Origin of the sequence: Paracoccus aurantiacus (assembly GCF_007993065.1) — a bacterium.
Lineage (GTDB): Bacteria > Pseudomonadota > Alphaproteobacteria > Rhodobacterales > Rhodobacteraceae > Paracoccus > Paracoccus aurantiacus.
Window position 1 is genome coordinate 312618 of the sequence record NZ_VOPL01000003.1, and the last position, 14906, is coordinate 327523.

Consider the following 14906-nt stretch of genomic DNA (forward strand, 5'->3'; position numbering starts at 1 on the left):
GCGCTGACATCCGCTGTCGCCGGGTTTAAGCAGAGGCAGATTTAACGCCGGCCTTGGGGGTTCGGCCCGCAGATTTTTGTCAGGAGTGTTTCATGCCGGGACAGAACAACCTCGTCTCCGCCCCGATTGCATCGACGCTTCTGGCCTTTGCGCTGCCGACGCTGGCGTCATCAGTTCTGCAATCGGCTAACGGGTCGATCGACACCGTCTGGGTCGGGCAGTTGATCGGCGAGGATGCCGTTGCCGCCACGACCAATGGCAATCTGGTCATGTTCCTGATGACGGCCTTCGTTTTCGGTTTCGGGATGGCGGCGACGATTCTGGTCGGGCAGTCCTTCGGGCGCGGCGATATCGACGCGGCGCGGCGCGTGGTCGGAACGGCGGTCGGGACGTTCATCCCCGTGGCGCTGGTTCTGGCCGTGGTCGGCTGGCTTCTGGCCCCGTCCGTCCTGTCGCTGCTGGGAACCGACCCCAGCATCACGCCATTGGCGCGCGCCTTCCTGAAGGTGACGTTCCTCGCCCTGCCCGCGATCCTGATGATGACCATGCTGATGATGACCCTGCGCGGCAGCGGGGATGCGATCACACCCCTGATCTTCATGGTGCTGGCAGTCGCGCTGGATGTGGCGCTGAACCCGGTCTTCATCCTTGGACTAGGGCCAGCCCCGAAAATGGGCATCGGAGGGTCGGCCTTTGCCATGGCGATTGCGAACTATACCGCGCTGATTGCGATGCTGGCCTATATCTACGCCCGCGATCTGCCGCTGCGGCTGCGCGGACCTGAACTGGGCTATCTTCGGCCTGACCGCTCGATCCTGGCGCTGATGCTGCGCAAGGGGCTGCCGATGGGCATCCAGATGGTGGTGGTGTCCGGCTCCATGCTGGCGATGATGCGGCTGGTCAACCGGCAGGGCGTCGATACGACCGCAGCCTTTGGCGCCACGCAGCAGTTGTGGACCTATGTGCAGATGCCCGCGATGGCGCTTGGCGCGGCGGTCAGCGCGATGGCGGCGCAGAATATCGGTGCCGGGCGTTGGGACCGGGTCGGCAGGATCACCCGGACGGGTATCATCTATAATATCCTTCTGACCGGCGGGCTGGTGGCGCTGCTGGTCGCCGCGGACAGGCAGGCCATGCAGGTCTTTCTCGGCTCCGGCTCTGCAGCGGTCGAAATCGGGCGGCATATCGCCCTGCTGGCCACATGGGGCTTCATCCCCTTCGGCGTCACCATGGTGCTGTTCGCAACGATCCGCGCCAATGGTCAGGTGCTGTGGCCGCTGCTGATCCTGATCGTTTCTCTGTTCCCGGTGCGCCTTGGCTTTGCATATGGAATGCAGGGCGCGCTTGGCACCGATGCGATCTGGTTCAGCTTTCCTGTCGCGATGGTGGCGACGATGGTCATGGCGATCCTGCTTTACCGTTTCGGCAACTGGCGCAGCGAACAGGACATGCAGGTTCCGGCAGATCGCGCCCCCGACGCCCGCCCGGTCGCGGCAGCGCTGTATACCGAAGCCGGGCCGCCCGGCGCGCCGACCTCGGGGCACGCCCCGCCTATCGCCGAGGCGCAGGACGCCTGATCTATTCGCGGCTGAGTGCGACCACCGGGTCAAGGCGCGCCGCCGCGCGAGCGGGCAGAAAGCCGAAGGCGATCCCGATCACGGTCGAGGACAGAAAAGCCACCACGATCGACAGGGTTGAAAAATTCAGCCTCACCGCGTCGGTCAGCGACGATGTCAGCCAGCCAAAGCCAAGCGCCGTCAGAATGCCAAGCGCGCCGCCCGTCAGACAGACCAGAACCGCCTCGATCAGGAACTGCGCCGTAATATCGGCGCGCCGCGCACCGACAGCCATGCGAACGCCGATCTCCTTCGTGCGCTCTGTCACCGAAACGAGCATGATGTTCATCACCCCGATGCCGCCGACAACCAGCGAGATCACCGCAATTGCCGCCACCAGCAGCGTCATCGTCGTGGTGGCAGAGGTGATGGTCTGGCGGATCGTGTCGCTGTTCTGAAGAAAAAAGTCCTGCGTGCCGTGCCGCGCAAGCATCAGGCCGGAAATCTGCTGCTGAGCGGCCGTCATGTCCTGCCCGTCTGCAACCTGAACGGTAATGCTGCTGAGGTATTTCTGACCCGAGATGCGCGACATGACTGTGGTGTAGGGAAGCCAGATATTCAGCGAATCCGGCCCGAAGCTGGCCCCGCTGGCGCGCACGACGCCGATGACGCGCACCGGCACATGTCCGATATGCAGAACCTGCCCGACGGCACTTTCCCCGCCTGCGAAGAAGGTGTCACGGGTGTCTTCGTCGATGACGGCAACCTGCGAAAGTTCCGAAATATCGCTGCCCGCGAACAGGCTTCCGGCGATGGTTTCGTAGGAATGAAGCTGGAAATAATCGTTGCTGACCCCGTTGATCGAGGCCGCAGCATCGGTCGCGCCATAGCGCACTGTCGCATTGTCATTGACCGCCGGTGACACACCTGCCGCAAAGCTTTGCTGCGAAAGCGCGGTCGCGTCGGACGGCATCAGCGTCCTGATCCGCCCCGCGCCGCGCGCGCCGAACCCGCTGCCCGCGCGCACGGTGATCGTATTCGTCCCGAGCGAGCTGATATCTTCCAGCACCTTCTGCTGGCTACCTGACCCGAGCGCCACCACCAGCACGACAGATGCGATGCCGATGATAATGCCCAGCATGGTCAGAAAGCTGCGCATGCGGTGCGACAGCATGGCCAGAAGCGCCATGCGCAGCGCCTCTGATACGCGTGTGACCTGCATGAACGCCGCCGCCCGTTGCAGGCTGGCTGGTTCCGGGCGCAGCGGTGTCGCGGCAGGCCCGTCGCCGCTTTTGTCGGAAACGATGCGCCCGTCGCTGATCTCGATGATACGATGGGCCTGCGCGGCGACATTCGGGTCATGGGTCACGATGATGATGGTATGGCCCTGACGATTCAGGTCGATAAGCAAATCCATCAACTCGGCGCTGCTGTGGCTGTCGAGCGCTCCGGTCGGCTCGTCCGCCAGGATCACTTCGCCGCCATTCATCAGTGCGCGCGCAACCGAAACTCGCTGCTGCTGGCCCCCCGAAAGCTCGCCGGGCCGGTGATCGGTGCGTTCGCCAAGCCCGAGCCGCCCCAGCAGGGACAAGGCCCTGTGCCGGCGCGTCGAACGACCCTCACCCGCATAGACGGCCGGCACCTCGACATTGCCAAGCGCGTCCAGATCACCCAGCAATTGATAGCGTTGAAAGATGAACCCGAAATGCGACCGTCGCAGTTCCGCCTGCTCATCCGGGCTCAGCGTGCCAACATCGCGCCCACCGAACAGATAAGTGCCACTGCTTGGCCGGTCGAGACAGCCGAGAATGTTCATCAGCGTCGATTTTCCCGAGCCTGACGCACCGATGATCGCGACCATTTCGCCCCTGCGGATGTCCAGATCGACATCGCGCAGGACCGTGAACTCCTCCTCGCCGGCCTTGAAGCTGCGGCTGATCGCGCGAAGCGAAATCAGCGGCACGTCCTGCGTCGCCATATCAGAACCTCATTCGCGGGCCGCCCCGCGAATTTCCGCCGTCGGCTGCGGCGGCATGTTCGGTGCCTGTGACGACGCTGTCGCCTTCCGCCAGCCCTGACAGTATTTCCGCGCTGACCCGGTTATCGAGCCCGACTTCGACTGCCTGCCGCTTGCTTGTGCCGCTGGCGGGATCGTAGCGCAGCACGTAACGCCCCTGATCGTCGCTGCGGATCGCCGAGGATGGCACGCTCAGGACGTTTTCCGCCTTGGCGAGTTCGATCGTCACCTGTGCCGTCATGCCGATCCGAAGCGCGCCATCCGGGTTAGCTACCTCCAGCAGTCCGTTGTAATAGATCGCACTTTCGGAATCTATGGTGTCGCTCTCTTCGATTTCGGTCGGCGCGGGTTCGATCTCGCGCAGGATCGCCTGGAACGGACGCCCGGATGCGCCAAGCGTGGTAAAGCTGGCCTCCTGACCCGGCGAGACATTCATCACATCGGCCTCGGAAATCTCTGCCTTGACCAGCATGGTCGACAGATCGGCCAGCTTCACGATCGTCGGGGCATCGTTATTCGCGTTGACGGTCTGACCTTGCTTCACCACGACCGCAACGACCGTCCCGTCGATGGGGGCGGTGATCTTCGTCCGTTCAAGCGCGATCCGCGCGGTCGAAAGTGTCACCTCGGCTGCAGATTTCTTTGCCGCCAGCGCTTCCAGATCCGCCTTCGTAATCTGAACATCGGCCTTGGCGGATTCGACGGTTTCGGCACTGGAATAGTTCTGCGCGCCCAACCCGCTATAGCGTTGAAACGCAAGCTCCGCGCGTTCCAGCTCGGCATTCTTGGCTGCGATCTGCGCGTCGATATTGGCCAGTTCAGCCTCGGCCATCAGCACCTCGTTCTGCTGATCCTGCGAATCGATCTGTGCGATCAGGTCGCCGGCTTCAACGGTCTGCCCCAGCGTCACCGCCAGCGTGTCGATCTGGCCGGACACGCGGGCACCGACACTGACAAGCTGCGCCGCCTCAAGCATGCCCGAGGAAAGCACCGTCTGCGCGACCGTCCCGATCTGCGCCGTGGCAAGCGTCGGCGCGGCCGTCGGTGCAGGCTGGGACAGCACGCGCCAGCCGAAAAAACCGGCAACGCCGACAATAACCAAAAGTGGCAGAAGAAGTTTACGCAGTCTCATCTCGTCGTCCCGGTCAGCAAAATTCCGTCAATCTCGCGGAAGCCAGACCCGTTATGACAACTGGTTCCCAAATGAAAACCAAACGGCGCGCCGCAAGCCCGGCACGCCGCTTCACATTTGCAAGAGCATCAGGTGTTCAGCTCAGCCCGCGGTCTTGTCCCACCAGGGCCCATGAGGCGCGTCCTTCCCGTCCAGGCGCTTATAGCCATGCGCACCGAAGAAATCGCGCTGCGCCTGAATCATGTTTGCCGATCCGCGCGGCGTGCGCATGGCATCGAACCACGAAAGCCCCGCAGCAAGCGCCGGAACCGCGATCCCCGCCCCTGTCGCGGCGATCACGACTTTGCGCAATGCTGCTTCGTTTTCCTTGACCAGCCGCGTGAAGGGGTCTGCGAAGATCAGGTTCTCGCCCGGATTGGCCGCCAGCGCCGAAGCCATGTCGTTCAGCATTTCCGACCTGATGATGCAGCCATTGCGCCAGATACGGGCGATTTCCGGCATTGGAAGCTTCCAGCCGAATTCCTCGGATGCCCGGCCCAGCATGTCGAAACCCTGCGCGTAACATAGAATCTTGCCAGCAATCAGCGCTGCCTCCAGCGTATCTGTATCAAGCGCATCCTTCGGCAAAGATTGTGGCATCGCGCCAAACACATCCGCGCCGCGCGCCCGCGCCGCCACCTGCGCCGAAAGGTTGCGCGCGACCACCGCGGCCTCGATCACGGGAATGGCGACGGCCAGCTTCTGCGCCTCGATCACGGTCCACCGGCCCGTGCCCTTCTGACCCGCAGCGTCAAGGATCGCGTCAAGCATCGGGCCGCCGGCGATCGGATCGACGGCGCGGGCGACCTTGCCGGAAATCTCGATGAGATAAGAGGCGAGCGGTCCCTTATTCCACGCCTCGAAGGTTTCAGCGATGCGGGTCGCGTCAAAGCCCATGCCGTCGCGCATCAGCGCGTAGGTTTCGGCAATCATCTGCATATCCGCATATTCGATGCCGTTATGGACCATCTTCACGAAATGGCCCGCCCCGCCCGGACCCATCAGCGCGGCACAGGGCTCGCCGTCATATTTGGCCGAAATCGCCCGCAGCATCTCGCCGACACGATCCCACTGCGCGGGCTTGCCGCCGACCATGATCGACGGTCCGTGGCGCGCCCCCTCCTCGCCGCCGGAGACGCCAATGCCCATGAAGTCGTAGGTCTCGCCTTCGCTCTGGCGGTCCCGGCGTTCGGTATCGGCGTAATTCGCATTGCCCGCGTCGATAATCAGATCGCCGTCCTGAAGCAGCGGCGACAGCGCCTCGATCTGCTGATCGACAACCGGACCGGCGGGAACCATCAGGATGATCGCACGCGGCGGCGTGATCGCGGCGACCAGTTCTTCAAGCGACTTTGCCGGGATCAGCCGCGGCGCAAGATCACCGGCATTGGCCATGAATTCATCGGTAACAGAGGTCGTGCGGTTATAGACGGCAATCGGATAGCCCTTCTCGGCGATATTCTGCGCCAGCGCTGCGCCCATTGTTCCCAGCCCGATCAGGCCGAAATGTGCTAGATTATCCATGTTATCATTCCATCTGAAGCAATTCCGCCCTTGCTGGGCGGGCAGTTTGCCCGGCGGGCGGCCGCGTCGGAATGCGATCTTGCGGGCCGGTGCGATGTCGGCACCTTATCGGCGAAACGGTGCGGGTTGCAATCCGTCAGACAGCGGTCGAGATCGCATTGACAAGGCGGCGAAGGTCGCCGAAATAGCCCTCGCCCCGCGCCGGTCGGTTCGGGTCAGACGTGATTGCCACAACCAGACGCCGGTCCGGCTGCACAACCAGCAACTGCCCGCCATAGCCCCGCGCATATGCAGCAAAGCGTCCGCCATAGCGCGTCAGAAACCATCCATATCCATAAAGATCCCCCGAAAACGGTGAGCGCGCCCTCGGTTCCCATGACCGGGACAGCCAGCTTTCGGGGATGACACGCCGCCCGTCCAACTCGCCGCGATTCAGGACCATCTGCCCGATCCGGGACAGGCCAAGCGGGCTGATCGCCATATCATTGCCCCCCAGATAGCGGCCCTGCGGGTCTGCGACCCAGGGCGGCATCACGATATCCAGCGGATTGCCCAGCCAGTCCTGCGCCATGCGATGCAGGCTGAGCCCGGAGGCGCGCGACAGTGCGGCGCCAAGGATATGCCATCCCCCGGTGGAATAGATGAAGCGGTCGCCGGGCGGCCCGTTCATCGGCTGGCGCAACGCATATTCCACCCAGTCGTCGCTGGACACCCAGGCCCCGTAATTCCCGCCAGAGGTGCTGCCCACGCCTGCCCTCATGCTCAGCAGATCGCCTATCGTCATCGCGTCGCGCGCATCGCGGAAAGGTTCCCGGCCCAGCAGCGGCAGGACGGGCTGATCGACGCCTTCGACAACGCCACGATCAATCGCGATGCCGGTCAGCAGCGCCACAATGGTTTTCGAAACCGACTTCACATTGGCAGGCCGGTCCAGCGGCGGTCCGCGAAACGCCTCGGCGAACAGGCGCTCGCCGTTCTGCGTGATGACAAGCGAGCGAAGCTGATCCAGTCCCGCCGCCTGATCCACGACGGTCTGCAGACCACCTGTCTGGGCCATTGCGCCACGCGCCACCAAGGGCGCGCCAAGCAACCCTGCGCCGAAAGCCATAAGTCTGCGTCGTGATATGCCTGCCATGCGATGCGCCCTTTCTGTTTCCTTCAAGGTGGGGTGCGCGGCCGCACGGCTCAACCGCGAGATTGATGACGAATCTGCATAAGACTTATCGTCGTCGCCTCGTGACGCATGCAGGCGCGACATGGCAGCCATTCCTTGACCGTCGCGCGACAGTTTATTAGCTAGGCAATGAAATTAATTCGCAAGCTAATAAAATGGCCGACAGACCCCATACCCTTTACGAATCCGTTCTGCGTCTGACGCGCGCCGTGCGCGCCGCGTTCGAGCTGCGCGTGAAAGAGACTCAGGGCCTGACATTCGCGCGCGCCCGCCTGCTGGCCATGATCGGCCATAACGAGGGGGCCAGCCAGACAGAGCTTGCCGTGGCGCTTGGGATCGAGACGCCGACCCTGAAACGCCAGCTTGACGCGCTTGAGGCACAGGGACTGGCCGAGCGTCGGCCGATGCCCGATGACGCGCGGAAATATGCTGTGTTCCTGACCGACGCCGCCCGGATCGAGCCGCTTCTGGGCTTTCGCGCCGAGATCGAGGCCGTGCTGACCGAGGGCGTCGCAGCCGAGGATATCGCGACGACGCGCCGCGTCCTGGATCGGATGGCTGAGAAGATCGAAAAGCTGAAAGCAAGATGACCTACGAAGCCGCACCACAAGGCGCAGCGGCGGCCCCGCCGCCTTTCGTGCCAAAAAGCTGGCCGATGACGCTTGGCTATATCTGCGCGGCTGTCGTGATTGCGCTGACGCAGGGGCTGGCGCAGGGGTTTGTCAGCACCAATCTGCCGCAGATCGCGGGCGATCTGGGGGTCAGTGTTACGCAGGCAAGCTGGCTGATGGTCGCCTTTCTGATCCCCCGCGCCTCGCTTCCCTTGCTTCTGATCAAGCTTCGCACGCAATACGGCCTTCGCCGTTTCGCTGAAATCGCGATCCTCGCCTATCTGGTCGTCGCACTCGCGGCGATGGCGATTTCCGATCTGCGTTCGGCTTTCGTGATGCAGTTTCTGGCCGGCATGGTCGCGGCACCCCTGTCCACACTGGCCTTCCTTTACATGCTGGAGCCGCTTTCGCAGGCCTGGAAACTGCGGCTGGGACTGCCGATGGTGCTTGCCCTGATTTCCGCAGGTCCGCTGCTGTCGCGCGTCATCTCACCGGCGCTCATGGGCGATCACGGATGGGACGGGCTGCATCTGATGACGCTTGGCATGGCGGCGATTTCGCTTGGGCTGGTTTATGCGCTTCCCCTTGCGTCACCGCCCCGGATGAAGGTCATTGCCGCGCTCGATCTCATCAGCTGGTTGCTGATCGCGATCGGGTTCGGCGGGCTGACGGTGGCCTTCGTCACCGGCGCGACCTATTGGTGGACGCAGGCCGACTGGCTGGGCTGGGTGATGGCGGCATCTATCGCGGCGCTGAGCGTCGCCGTGATGATCGAGTTGAACCGCAAGGCACCGCTTCTGGATATCCGCTGGCTGGCCAGCCCGGCCATGGTTCACCTGACCCTTACGCTGCTGCTTTTCCGGCTGATCCTTTCCGAGCAGAGCGCCGGCGCCCCGCGCATGTTCCAGCTTCTTGGCGTCACGCAGGGCCAGCTTGTCCCGATCTTCGCGCTGCTGACGCTTGCGACGGTTCTGGGCGGCCTCGCGCTGATTCCCTTCATGAAGCCAGAGCGTGTGCCGCTGCTGCACGTGATTGCGCTTTCGCTGATCGCGGTCGGGGCATGGATGGACAGTCACGCGACCGCAGACACCCGCCCGGCCCAGATGATGCTGAGCCAGTCACTGATCGCCTTCGCAGGGTCTTTCTTCATGGCACCCGCGATGATGCGCGGGCTGATGGCGGCCTTTGCGAAGGGGCCGAACTATATCCTGTCCTTCGTCATAGTCTTTCTCTCGACGCAAAGCCTTGGCGGGGCGATGGGCTCGGGCCTTTTCACGACGTTCATAAACTACCGCGAGGCGATGCATTTCCAGCTGCTGCGCGAAAGCCTGACAGCGACCGACCCGCTGACCACCCAGCAGATCGCGATACGCGCCGCGACCCTTGCGTCGCAGATCGCGGACCCCGCCATGCGTAAGGCGCAGGCGGTCGCGATCATCGCGCAGGATGCGACCAGTCAGGCCTATGTCATGGCATATAACGACGCCTATCTGCTGACCTCGCTGGCCGCGGCGGCGGCGTTAATCATGCTTCTTCTTCACATATTCCGCGACGGCCTTGCCAGCCTGCTGACCCGCCGCGCTTCGACTGAGACAGAGATAACACCATGACGAAGAACCACCTCATCCCGACCCTGATCGCGCTGTTTGCGGGCCTTGCCGGCGTTCTGATCGTGCTGTTCGCCTGGCACCTGCCCCCCTTCACGGCGGCGCATCCGCAGACCGAGAACGCCTATGTGCGCGGCTATGTCACCACCATCTCGCCTCAGCTTTCAGGCTATGTCGCGCAGGTGGAGGTTCAGGATTTCCAGCCGGTCGAGAAAGGCCAGATCATCGCGCGGATCGACGACCGCCAGCTTCGCCAGAAGCTGGCGCAGGCGCAGGCGACACTGGACGGCGCGAAGGCATCGCTGGAAATTCAGACCCAAAGCATCCATTCCGCCGAGGCTCAGCTTCTTTCGGCCCGCGCAGCACTGCGCTCCGCCGAGGCGGCGCGCGATACCGCAAAGCAGAGCTGGGATCGGGCAAGCGCCCTTAACACCCGCGGCGTCACCGCGCAAAGCAGCGCGGATCAAAGCGAACTCGCGCTGCATCAGGCCGAGGCGGCCGTGACCCAGGCGGAAAGCGGCATCGCGGTGGCGCAGGAAAGCGTAAACGGCGCCAAGGTCGGGCTGGCGGCAGAACAGGCGCAGATCGCGTCGGCAAAGGCGGCCGTCGAACTGGCAGAGATCGACCTGTCGAATGCTGTGATCCGCGCGCCGGAAAACGGCAGGCTCGGTCAGGTCGGTGTGCGCACCGGCCAGTATGTGACCGCCGGAACCGCACTTGTCAGCCTTGTGCGGCCCGAGGTCTGGGTGATCGCCAATTTCAACGAGAACCAGCTTCACGGCGTGCGGATCGGCGACAAGGCGGAATTCACCGTCGACGCCATGCAACATCGCAGCTTCAGCGGCCGGGTCGAGGCGTTTTCGCCCGCGACCGCGTCCGAATTCAGCCTTCTGTCGTCGTCAAATGCGACGGGCAATTTCACCAAGGTCGCGCAGCGCCTGCCCATCCGCATCAGCATTGATCCCGGTCAGGACATGGCCGAATTCCTGGAGCCGGGGCTGTCCGTCGTCGTCACCATCGACGAAGGCAGCGGGACCGGCGCAAAGACCGCATCCGAAACCGCCGCGATCATGGGAAGCGGCGCATGACACGGCAGGGCGAGGCGTTCAGAATCCCAGCGCGGTGCCGTATTTCACCCGGTCCATCGAAACCAGTGTCCGGAATTTCTTCACGTTGCCGGATTCGAAGAACATCCGCCGCGTGAACTCCTCATAGGCCGACATGCTGGCGACCGCGAGGATCAGGACGAAATCTGCCTCGCCGGTGACATAGTGGCATTGCTGGACCTCTGGCGCTGCGCGGAAACGCTGCTTGGCCGCGTCTATATGAGCCGGGGTTTCGCTCAGCAATTCGACCTCGACGATAATGGTAAGTGGAAGGCCGACCGCCTCTGGCAGAACCTGTGCGACATTCGCGGCGATCACGCCTTCGGCCTCCATCCGGCGGATGCGCCGCTGGACCGAGGGGGCTGACAGGTTGACAGCCTCGCCAATTTCGCGCTGAGGCAGGCGATTGTCGTGCTGGATCAGCCGCAGGATGGCGATGTCGAAGCTGTCGAGTGCGGTCATGTGAAAGAATCTTGCATAAAAGCCGCATTAATTCAGCGCTTTTTTCACGTCGAATGCAATATATCTTCACTGCCAATGATGAGGGAGTGGCCGATGACCTACCGGAAAAACACGATGCCACGCTTCGGTCAGCCACTGGACAAGGGCGACGCCGAACTGCTGGGCCGGGACGCTGCCGACCGCGCCGCGCGTGCGCTGTCACTGCGTTCAGACAAAGCGACGCCGCTTCACGCCTTGCCGGGGCTGGCCGCCGAGCTTGGCATTGGCGCGCTGTATCTCAAGGACGAGGGGCATCGTCTTGGTCTTGGCAGCTTCAAGGCGCTTGGCGGCGCCTATGCGCTGATGGTTCTCGTCCAGCGGGAAGCCGCGCGCAAACTTGGCCGCCCGGTCGGGATTGAGGAACTTCTGTCAGATGAGATCCGCGAGATCGCGGCCGCGATGACCTTTGCCTGCGCGACCGACGGCAATCATGGCCGTTCGGTCGCGCAGGGCGCGCAGATGATGGGGGCCCGGGCAGTGATTTTCGTGCATTCCGGCGTCAGCGAGGCGCGGATCGCCGCGATTGAAGCCTTCGGCGCGGAAATCGTCAGCGTCAGCGGCAATTACGACGACTCCGTCGCCGAGGCTGCGCGGGTCGCCCGGGCCGAAGGATGGACGATCCTTTCCGACACCTCATGGCCGGGATATGAGGAGATCCCCGGCCTTGTGATGCAGGGATACACGGCGATGGTCAAAGAAATCCTGACCGCACTGCCCCATCCCCCGACCCATGTTTTTCTGCAGGCGGGCGTCGGCGGGTTCGCCGCCGCCGTGGCCGGGCATCTGGCGCTTGAATTCGGCGCTGACCGCCCGCATGTCACGATTGTCGAACCCGCGCGCGCTGCCTGCATCTTCGACAGTGCCCGCACTGGCAAGCCCGTGACCGTAGCCGGGCAGCCCCCGACCGTGATGGCGATGCTGGAATGCTATGCGCCATCGCTTGTGGCGCTTCGCATCCTTGAACGGGTTGCTGACGGTTTCATGCTGATCGACGAGGAAAGCGCGCCTGCGATCATGCGCCGGCTGTCGGACCCGGCTGAAGGCGATCCGCCGGTGGTGGCGGGCGAAAGCGGCGGTGCCGGACTTGCGGGGCTGTTGGCCGCGCTTGACGATGCATCGGTGGCGGCGGCGATCGGGCTTGACGCGGGTTCGCGCGTTCTGGCGATCAACACGGAAGGCGCAACCGATCCGGCACTCTATACACGGATCGTCGGGCAAAGCCCCGAGGCTGTTCTGGAAAGGGCGCGGCCATGACGTCCGGGATCGAGCGCGCGCCGCTGCTGACGCGCCTGCGCGAGCTTGGCGATACCGGGCGCGACAGTGCCGGGCGGCTAAGTCGCGTCGCCGGCAGCGATGCAGACCGCGCCGGTCGCGATTTGCTGTGCAAGTGGCTTTCGGCGGCAGGTCTGCGCATCGCCATCGACAAGATCGGCAATATCTACGGCATCTGGGAACCGCCGGGGGCATCCGGTGCGCCGGTGATGATCGGCTCTCATATCGACACGGTGATAGACGCCGGGGTCTATGACGGATGCTATGGCGTGCTGGCCGGGCTTTCGGTGATCGAGGCCTTGCAGGCTGATGGCCGGCGCCCGTCGCGCCCGATTGTCGTGGCGGCGTTCACGAATGAGGAAGGCGTTCGCTTTGCGCCCGACATGATGGGCAGCCTTGTCGCCGCTGGTGGTCTGGACCTGGATGCGGCGCTGAGGTCGCAAGATGCGGCGGGTGTCACCTTGGGCGATGCGCTGGCGTCTATCGGCTATGCGGGTCAGGAACAGCCCGGTTTCCTGACCCCCCATGTCTATCTTGAGCTGCATGTCGAACAGGGGCCGGTTCTGGAAGCCAGTGGACTTCCCATCGGCGCTGTCGAAAACCTTCAGGGCATCTCGTGGCAGCGCATCGCGATCACTGGCATGGCCAACCACGCAGGAACCACGCCCATGACGATGCGGCGCGACGCAGGCATCGCCGCTGCGCGGGTCATGGCGTTCGTGGACCAGCAGGCCCGCGCCACCAGCGGTGGCGTCGCCACTGTCGGCACGCTGACGCTGGCGCCGGGCGCAATCAATGTGATCCCGGCAGAAGCCCGGTTCACGGTCGATATGCGCAACCCGGACGAGACACTTCTGAAGCAGCAGGAGGACGGTCTTTCGGCATTCCTTGACGGCCTTCGGGCCGAAGGCTTCACGATCACGACCGAATCCCTCGCACGTTTTCAACCCGTCGCCTTCGATCCCGGTATCGCGGCAATGGTCGAAGCAGCGGCCGCCGCGCGGCAATTGGGCTGTCGCCGCATGACCTCTGGGGCCGGGCATGATGCGCAGATGATGGCACGCATCGCGCCTTCGGCAATGATCTTCGTCCCCTCGAAAGGCGGGATCAGTCACAACCCGATGGAATTCACGGCGGAAAGTGACTTGATCGCCGGGGCGGATATTCTGCTGGATGTGGTAAGGAGGCTTGGCGAATGCACACAATCCACGACCGCATGACCAGTTGGCGGCGCGATCTGCACCGGCACCCGGAACCCGGCTTTGAAGAAACGCGCACCGCACGCTTCGTCGCCGAGACGCTTCGCAGCTTCGGGATCGACGTTGCCGAGGGAATCGGCGGAACGGGCGTCGTCGGAACCCTCAGGCGCGGCGTCTCGAACCGCGCCATCGCCCTGCGCGCCGATATGGATGCGCTGCGCATCACCGAAACAGCCGATCGAGACTGGGCATCCGCAACCCCGGGGGTGATGCATGCCTGCGGTCACGACGGACATACCGCAATGCTGCTGGGTGCCGCCGAGGTTCTGGCACGGGAAGGTGGCTTTGACGGAACATTGCGCCTGATCTTCCAGCCCGCCGAGGAATGGGGCCGCGGCGCGCTTGCCATGCTGGCGGACGGACTTCTGTCCCGGTTTCCGTTTGACGAGATTTACGGGCTGCACAACATGCCGGGCCTGCCCGTCGGCCATTTCGAAACGCGCCACGGCCCGATCATGTCCGCAGAAGATATTTTCGAGATCGTCCTGCACGGTCAGGGCGGGCATGCGTCACGGCCCGATTGGGGCCGAGAGGTCATGGTGCCGGCCTGTGCGCTCGTGCTCGAATTGCAGACCATCGTTTCGCGACGTTTGCAGCCGTCCGATGTCGCGGTGGTGTCCGTCACCGAACTGGAAACGGATGGAACGCGCAATGCACTTCCCGGCATCGCAAAGGTAAGGGGCGATTGCCGCAGCTTTGCGCCGACGGTCTCCGCGACGATCGAGGCCGAGATGCGGCGCATCACGGAGGGCGTAGCGCGGGGGCACGGGATACGCGCAGAGTGCCGCTACGAGCGGGAATTCATCCCGACACTGAACGATCCGGGACTTGCCGACGCGATGCTGGCAGCGGCCGCGGGCGTGTCGGCGCAGGCATCCATGCGGGCAGAACCCATGACCGCGTCGGAAGATTTTGCGCGCTTCCTGCAGCACGTTCCGGGCTGCTTCGGCTTCATTGGAAATGGCAAGGAAAGCGCGCCCCTGCACAGCCCCGATTACGATTTCAACGACGCGGCGCTGATACACGGGCTGAACGTCCATGTCGCGACGGTACGCGCGCGATTGCCCGAACAGGAAAGGCCCGCCGGATAGCGGGCCTTTCGTCTGGC

The 14906-nt window shown here is 63.8% G+C and carries 12 protein-coding genes; 7 read left to right on the top strand and 5 right to left on the bottom strand.

From position 1 onward, the window contains the following. Positions 1-92: 92 nt before the first annotated feature. On the top strand, positions 93-1577 hold the full coding sequence (locus tag FQV27_RS09905; protein ID WP_147097898.1) for an MATE family efflux transporter: 1485 nt from the start codon (positions 93-95) through the stop codon (positions 1575-1577). 1 nt (position 1578) lies between these two features. On the opposite strand, the gene FQV27_RS09910 is transcribed toward FQV27_RS09905, so the two are convergent. From FQV27_RS09910 to FQV27_RS09925, 4 genes are all read right to left on the bottom strand, one after another. Then, positions 1579-3534 (bottom strand): MacB family efflux pump subunit, encoded by a 1956-nt coding sequence (locus tag FQV27_RS09910; RefSeq protein WP_246133061.1) that lies wholly within the window; start codon positions 3532-3534, stop codon positions 1579-1581. 1 nt (position 3535) lies between these two features. Continuing rightward, complete coding sequence (locus FQV27_RS09915; protein ID WP_147097900.1) at positions 3536-4705, bottom strand: efflux RND transporter periplasmic adaptor subunit; 1170 nt, start codon at positions 4703-4705, stop codon at positions 3536-3538. 141 nt (positions 4706-4846) lie between these two features. Then, entirely contained in the window at positions 4847-6268 is a 1422-nt protein-coding gene (gene gndA / locus FQV27_RS09920; protein WP_147097902.1) for an NADP-dependent phosphogluconate dehydrogenase, read from the bottom strand. Positions 6269-6404: 136 nt separating this feature from the next. Continuing rightward, positions 6405-7403, bottom strand: a complete 999-nt coding sequence (locus FQV27_RS09925) for a serine hydrolase domain-containing protein (RefSeq protein WP_222611683.1) — start codon at positions 7401-7403, stop codon at positions 6405-6407. Positions 7404-7597: 194 nt separating this feature from the next. Between FQV27_RS09925 and FQV27_RS09930 the strand changes: the two genes are divergently transcribed. The 3 genes from FQV27_RS09930 to FQV27_RS09940 are packed head-to-tail and all read left to right on the top strand — an operon-like array spanning position 7598 to position 10748. Continuing rightward, positions 7598-8032 carry a MarR family winged helix-turn-helix transcriptional regulator gene (locus FQV27_RS09930; protein WP_147097906.1) on the top strand — a complete coding sequence of 145 codons (435 nt, stop codon included), beginning with the start codon at positions 7598-7600 and terminating at the stop codon, positions 8030-8032. Continuing rightward, positions 8029-9663, top strand: coding sequence for an efflux MFS transporter permease (locus tag FQV27_RS09935; protein ID WP_147097910.1), 1635 nt, complete (start codon positions 8029-8031; stop codon positions 9661-9663). Before FQV27_RS09930 ends, FQV27_RS09935 begins: the two co-directional genes overlap by 4 nt. Then, positions 9660-10748, top strand: a complete 1089-nt coding sequence (locus FQV27_RS09940) for an HlyD family secretion protein (protein ID WP_147097913.1) — start codon at positions 9660-9662, stop codon at positions 10746-10748. The genes FQV27_RS09935 and FQV27_RS09940 overlap by 4 nt, the downstream gene beginning before the upstream one ends. A gap of 18 nt (positions 10749-10766) precedes the next feature. Here FQV27_RS09940 and FQV27_RS09945 read toward each other — a convergent pair whose 3' ends face one another. Then, a complete protein-coding gene (locus tag FQV27_RS09945) occupies positions 10767-11228 on the bottom strand; it encodes an Lrp/AsnC family transcriptional regulator (RefSeq protein WP_147097915.1) in 462 nt (153 codons plus the stop codon). A 93-nt stretch (positions 11229-11321) separates the two neighbouring features. Here FQV27_RS09945 and FQV27_RS09950 point away from each other — a divergent pair, with 93 nt between their 5' ends. From FQV27_RS09950 to FQV27_RS09960, 3 genes are read left to right on the top strand one after another with little or no spacing between them, the layout of a single operon-like run. Then, entirely contained in the window at positions 11322-12521 is a 1200-nt protein-coding gene (locus tag FQV27_RS09950) for a diaminopropionate ammonia-lyase (RefSeq protein ID WP_147097918.1), read from the top strand. Continuing rightward, entirely contained in the window at positions 12518-13759 is a 1242-nt protein-coding gene (locus tag FQV27_RS09955; protein ID WP_147097921.1) for a Zn-dependent hydrolase, read from the top strand. The genes FQV27_RS09950 and FQV27_RS09955 overlap by 4 nt, the downstream gene beginning before the upstream one ends. Next, complete coding sequence (locus tag FQV27_RS09960) at positions 13735-14889, top strand: amidohydrolase (RefSeq protein ID WP_147097924.1); 1155 nt, start codon at positions 13735-13737, stop codon at positions 14887-14889. Before FQV27_RS09955 ends, FQV27_RS09960 begins: the two co-directional genes overlap by 25 nt. The last annotated feature ends 17 nt before the right edge of the window (positions 14890-14906 follow it).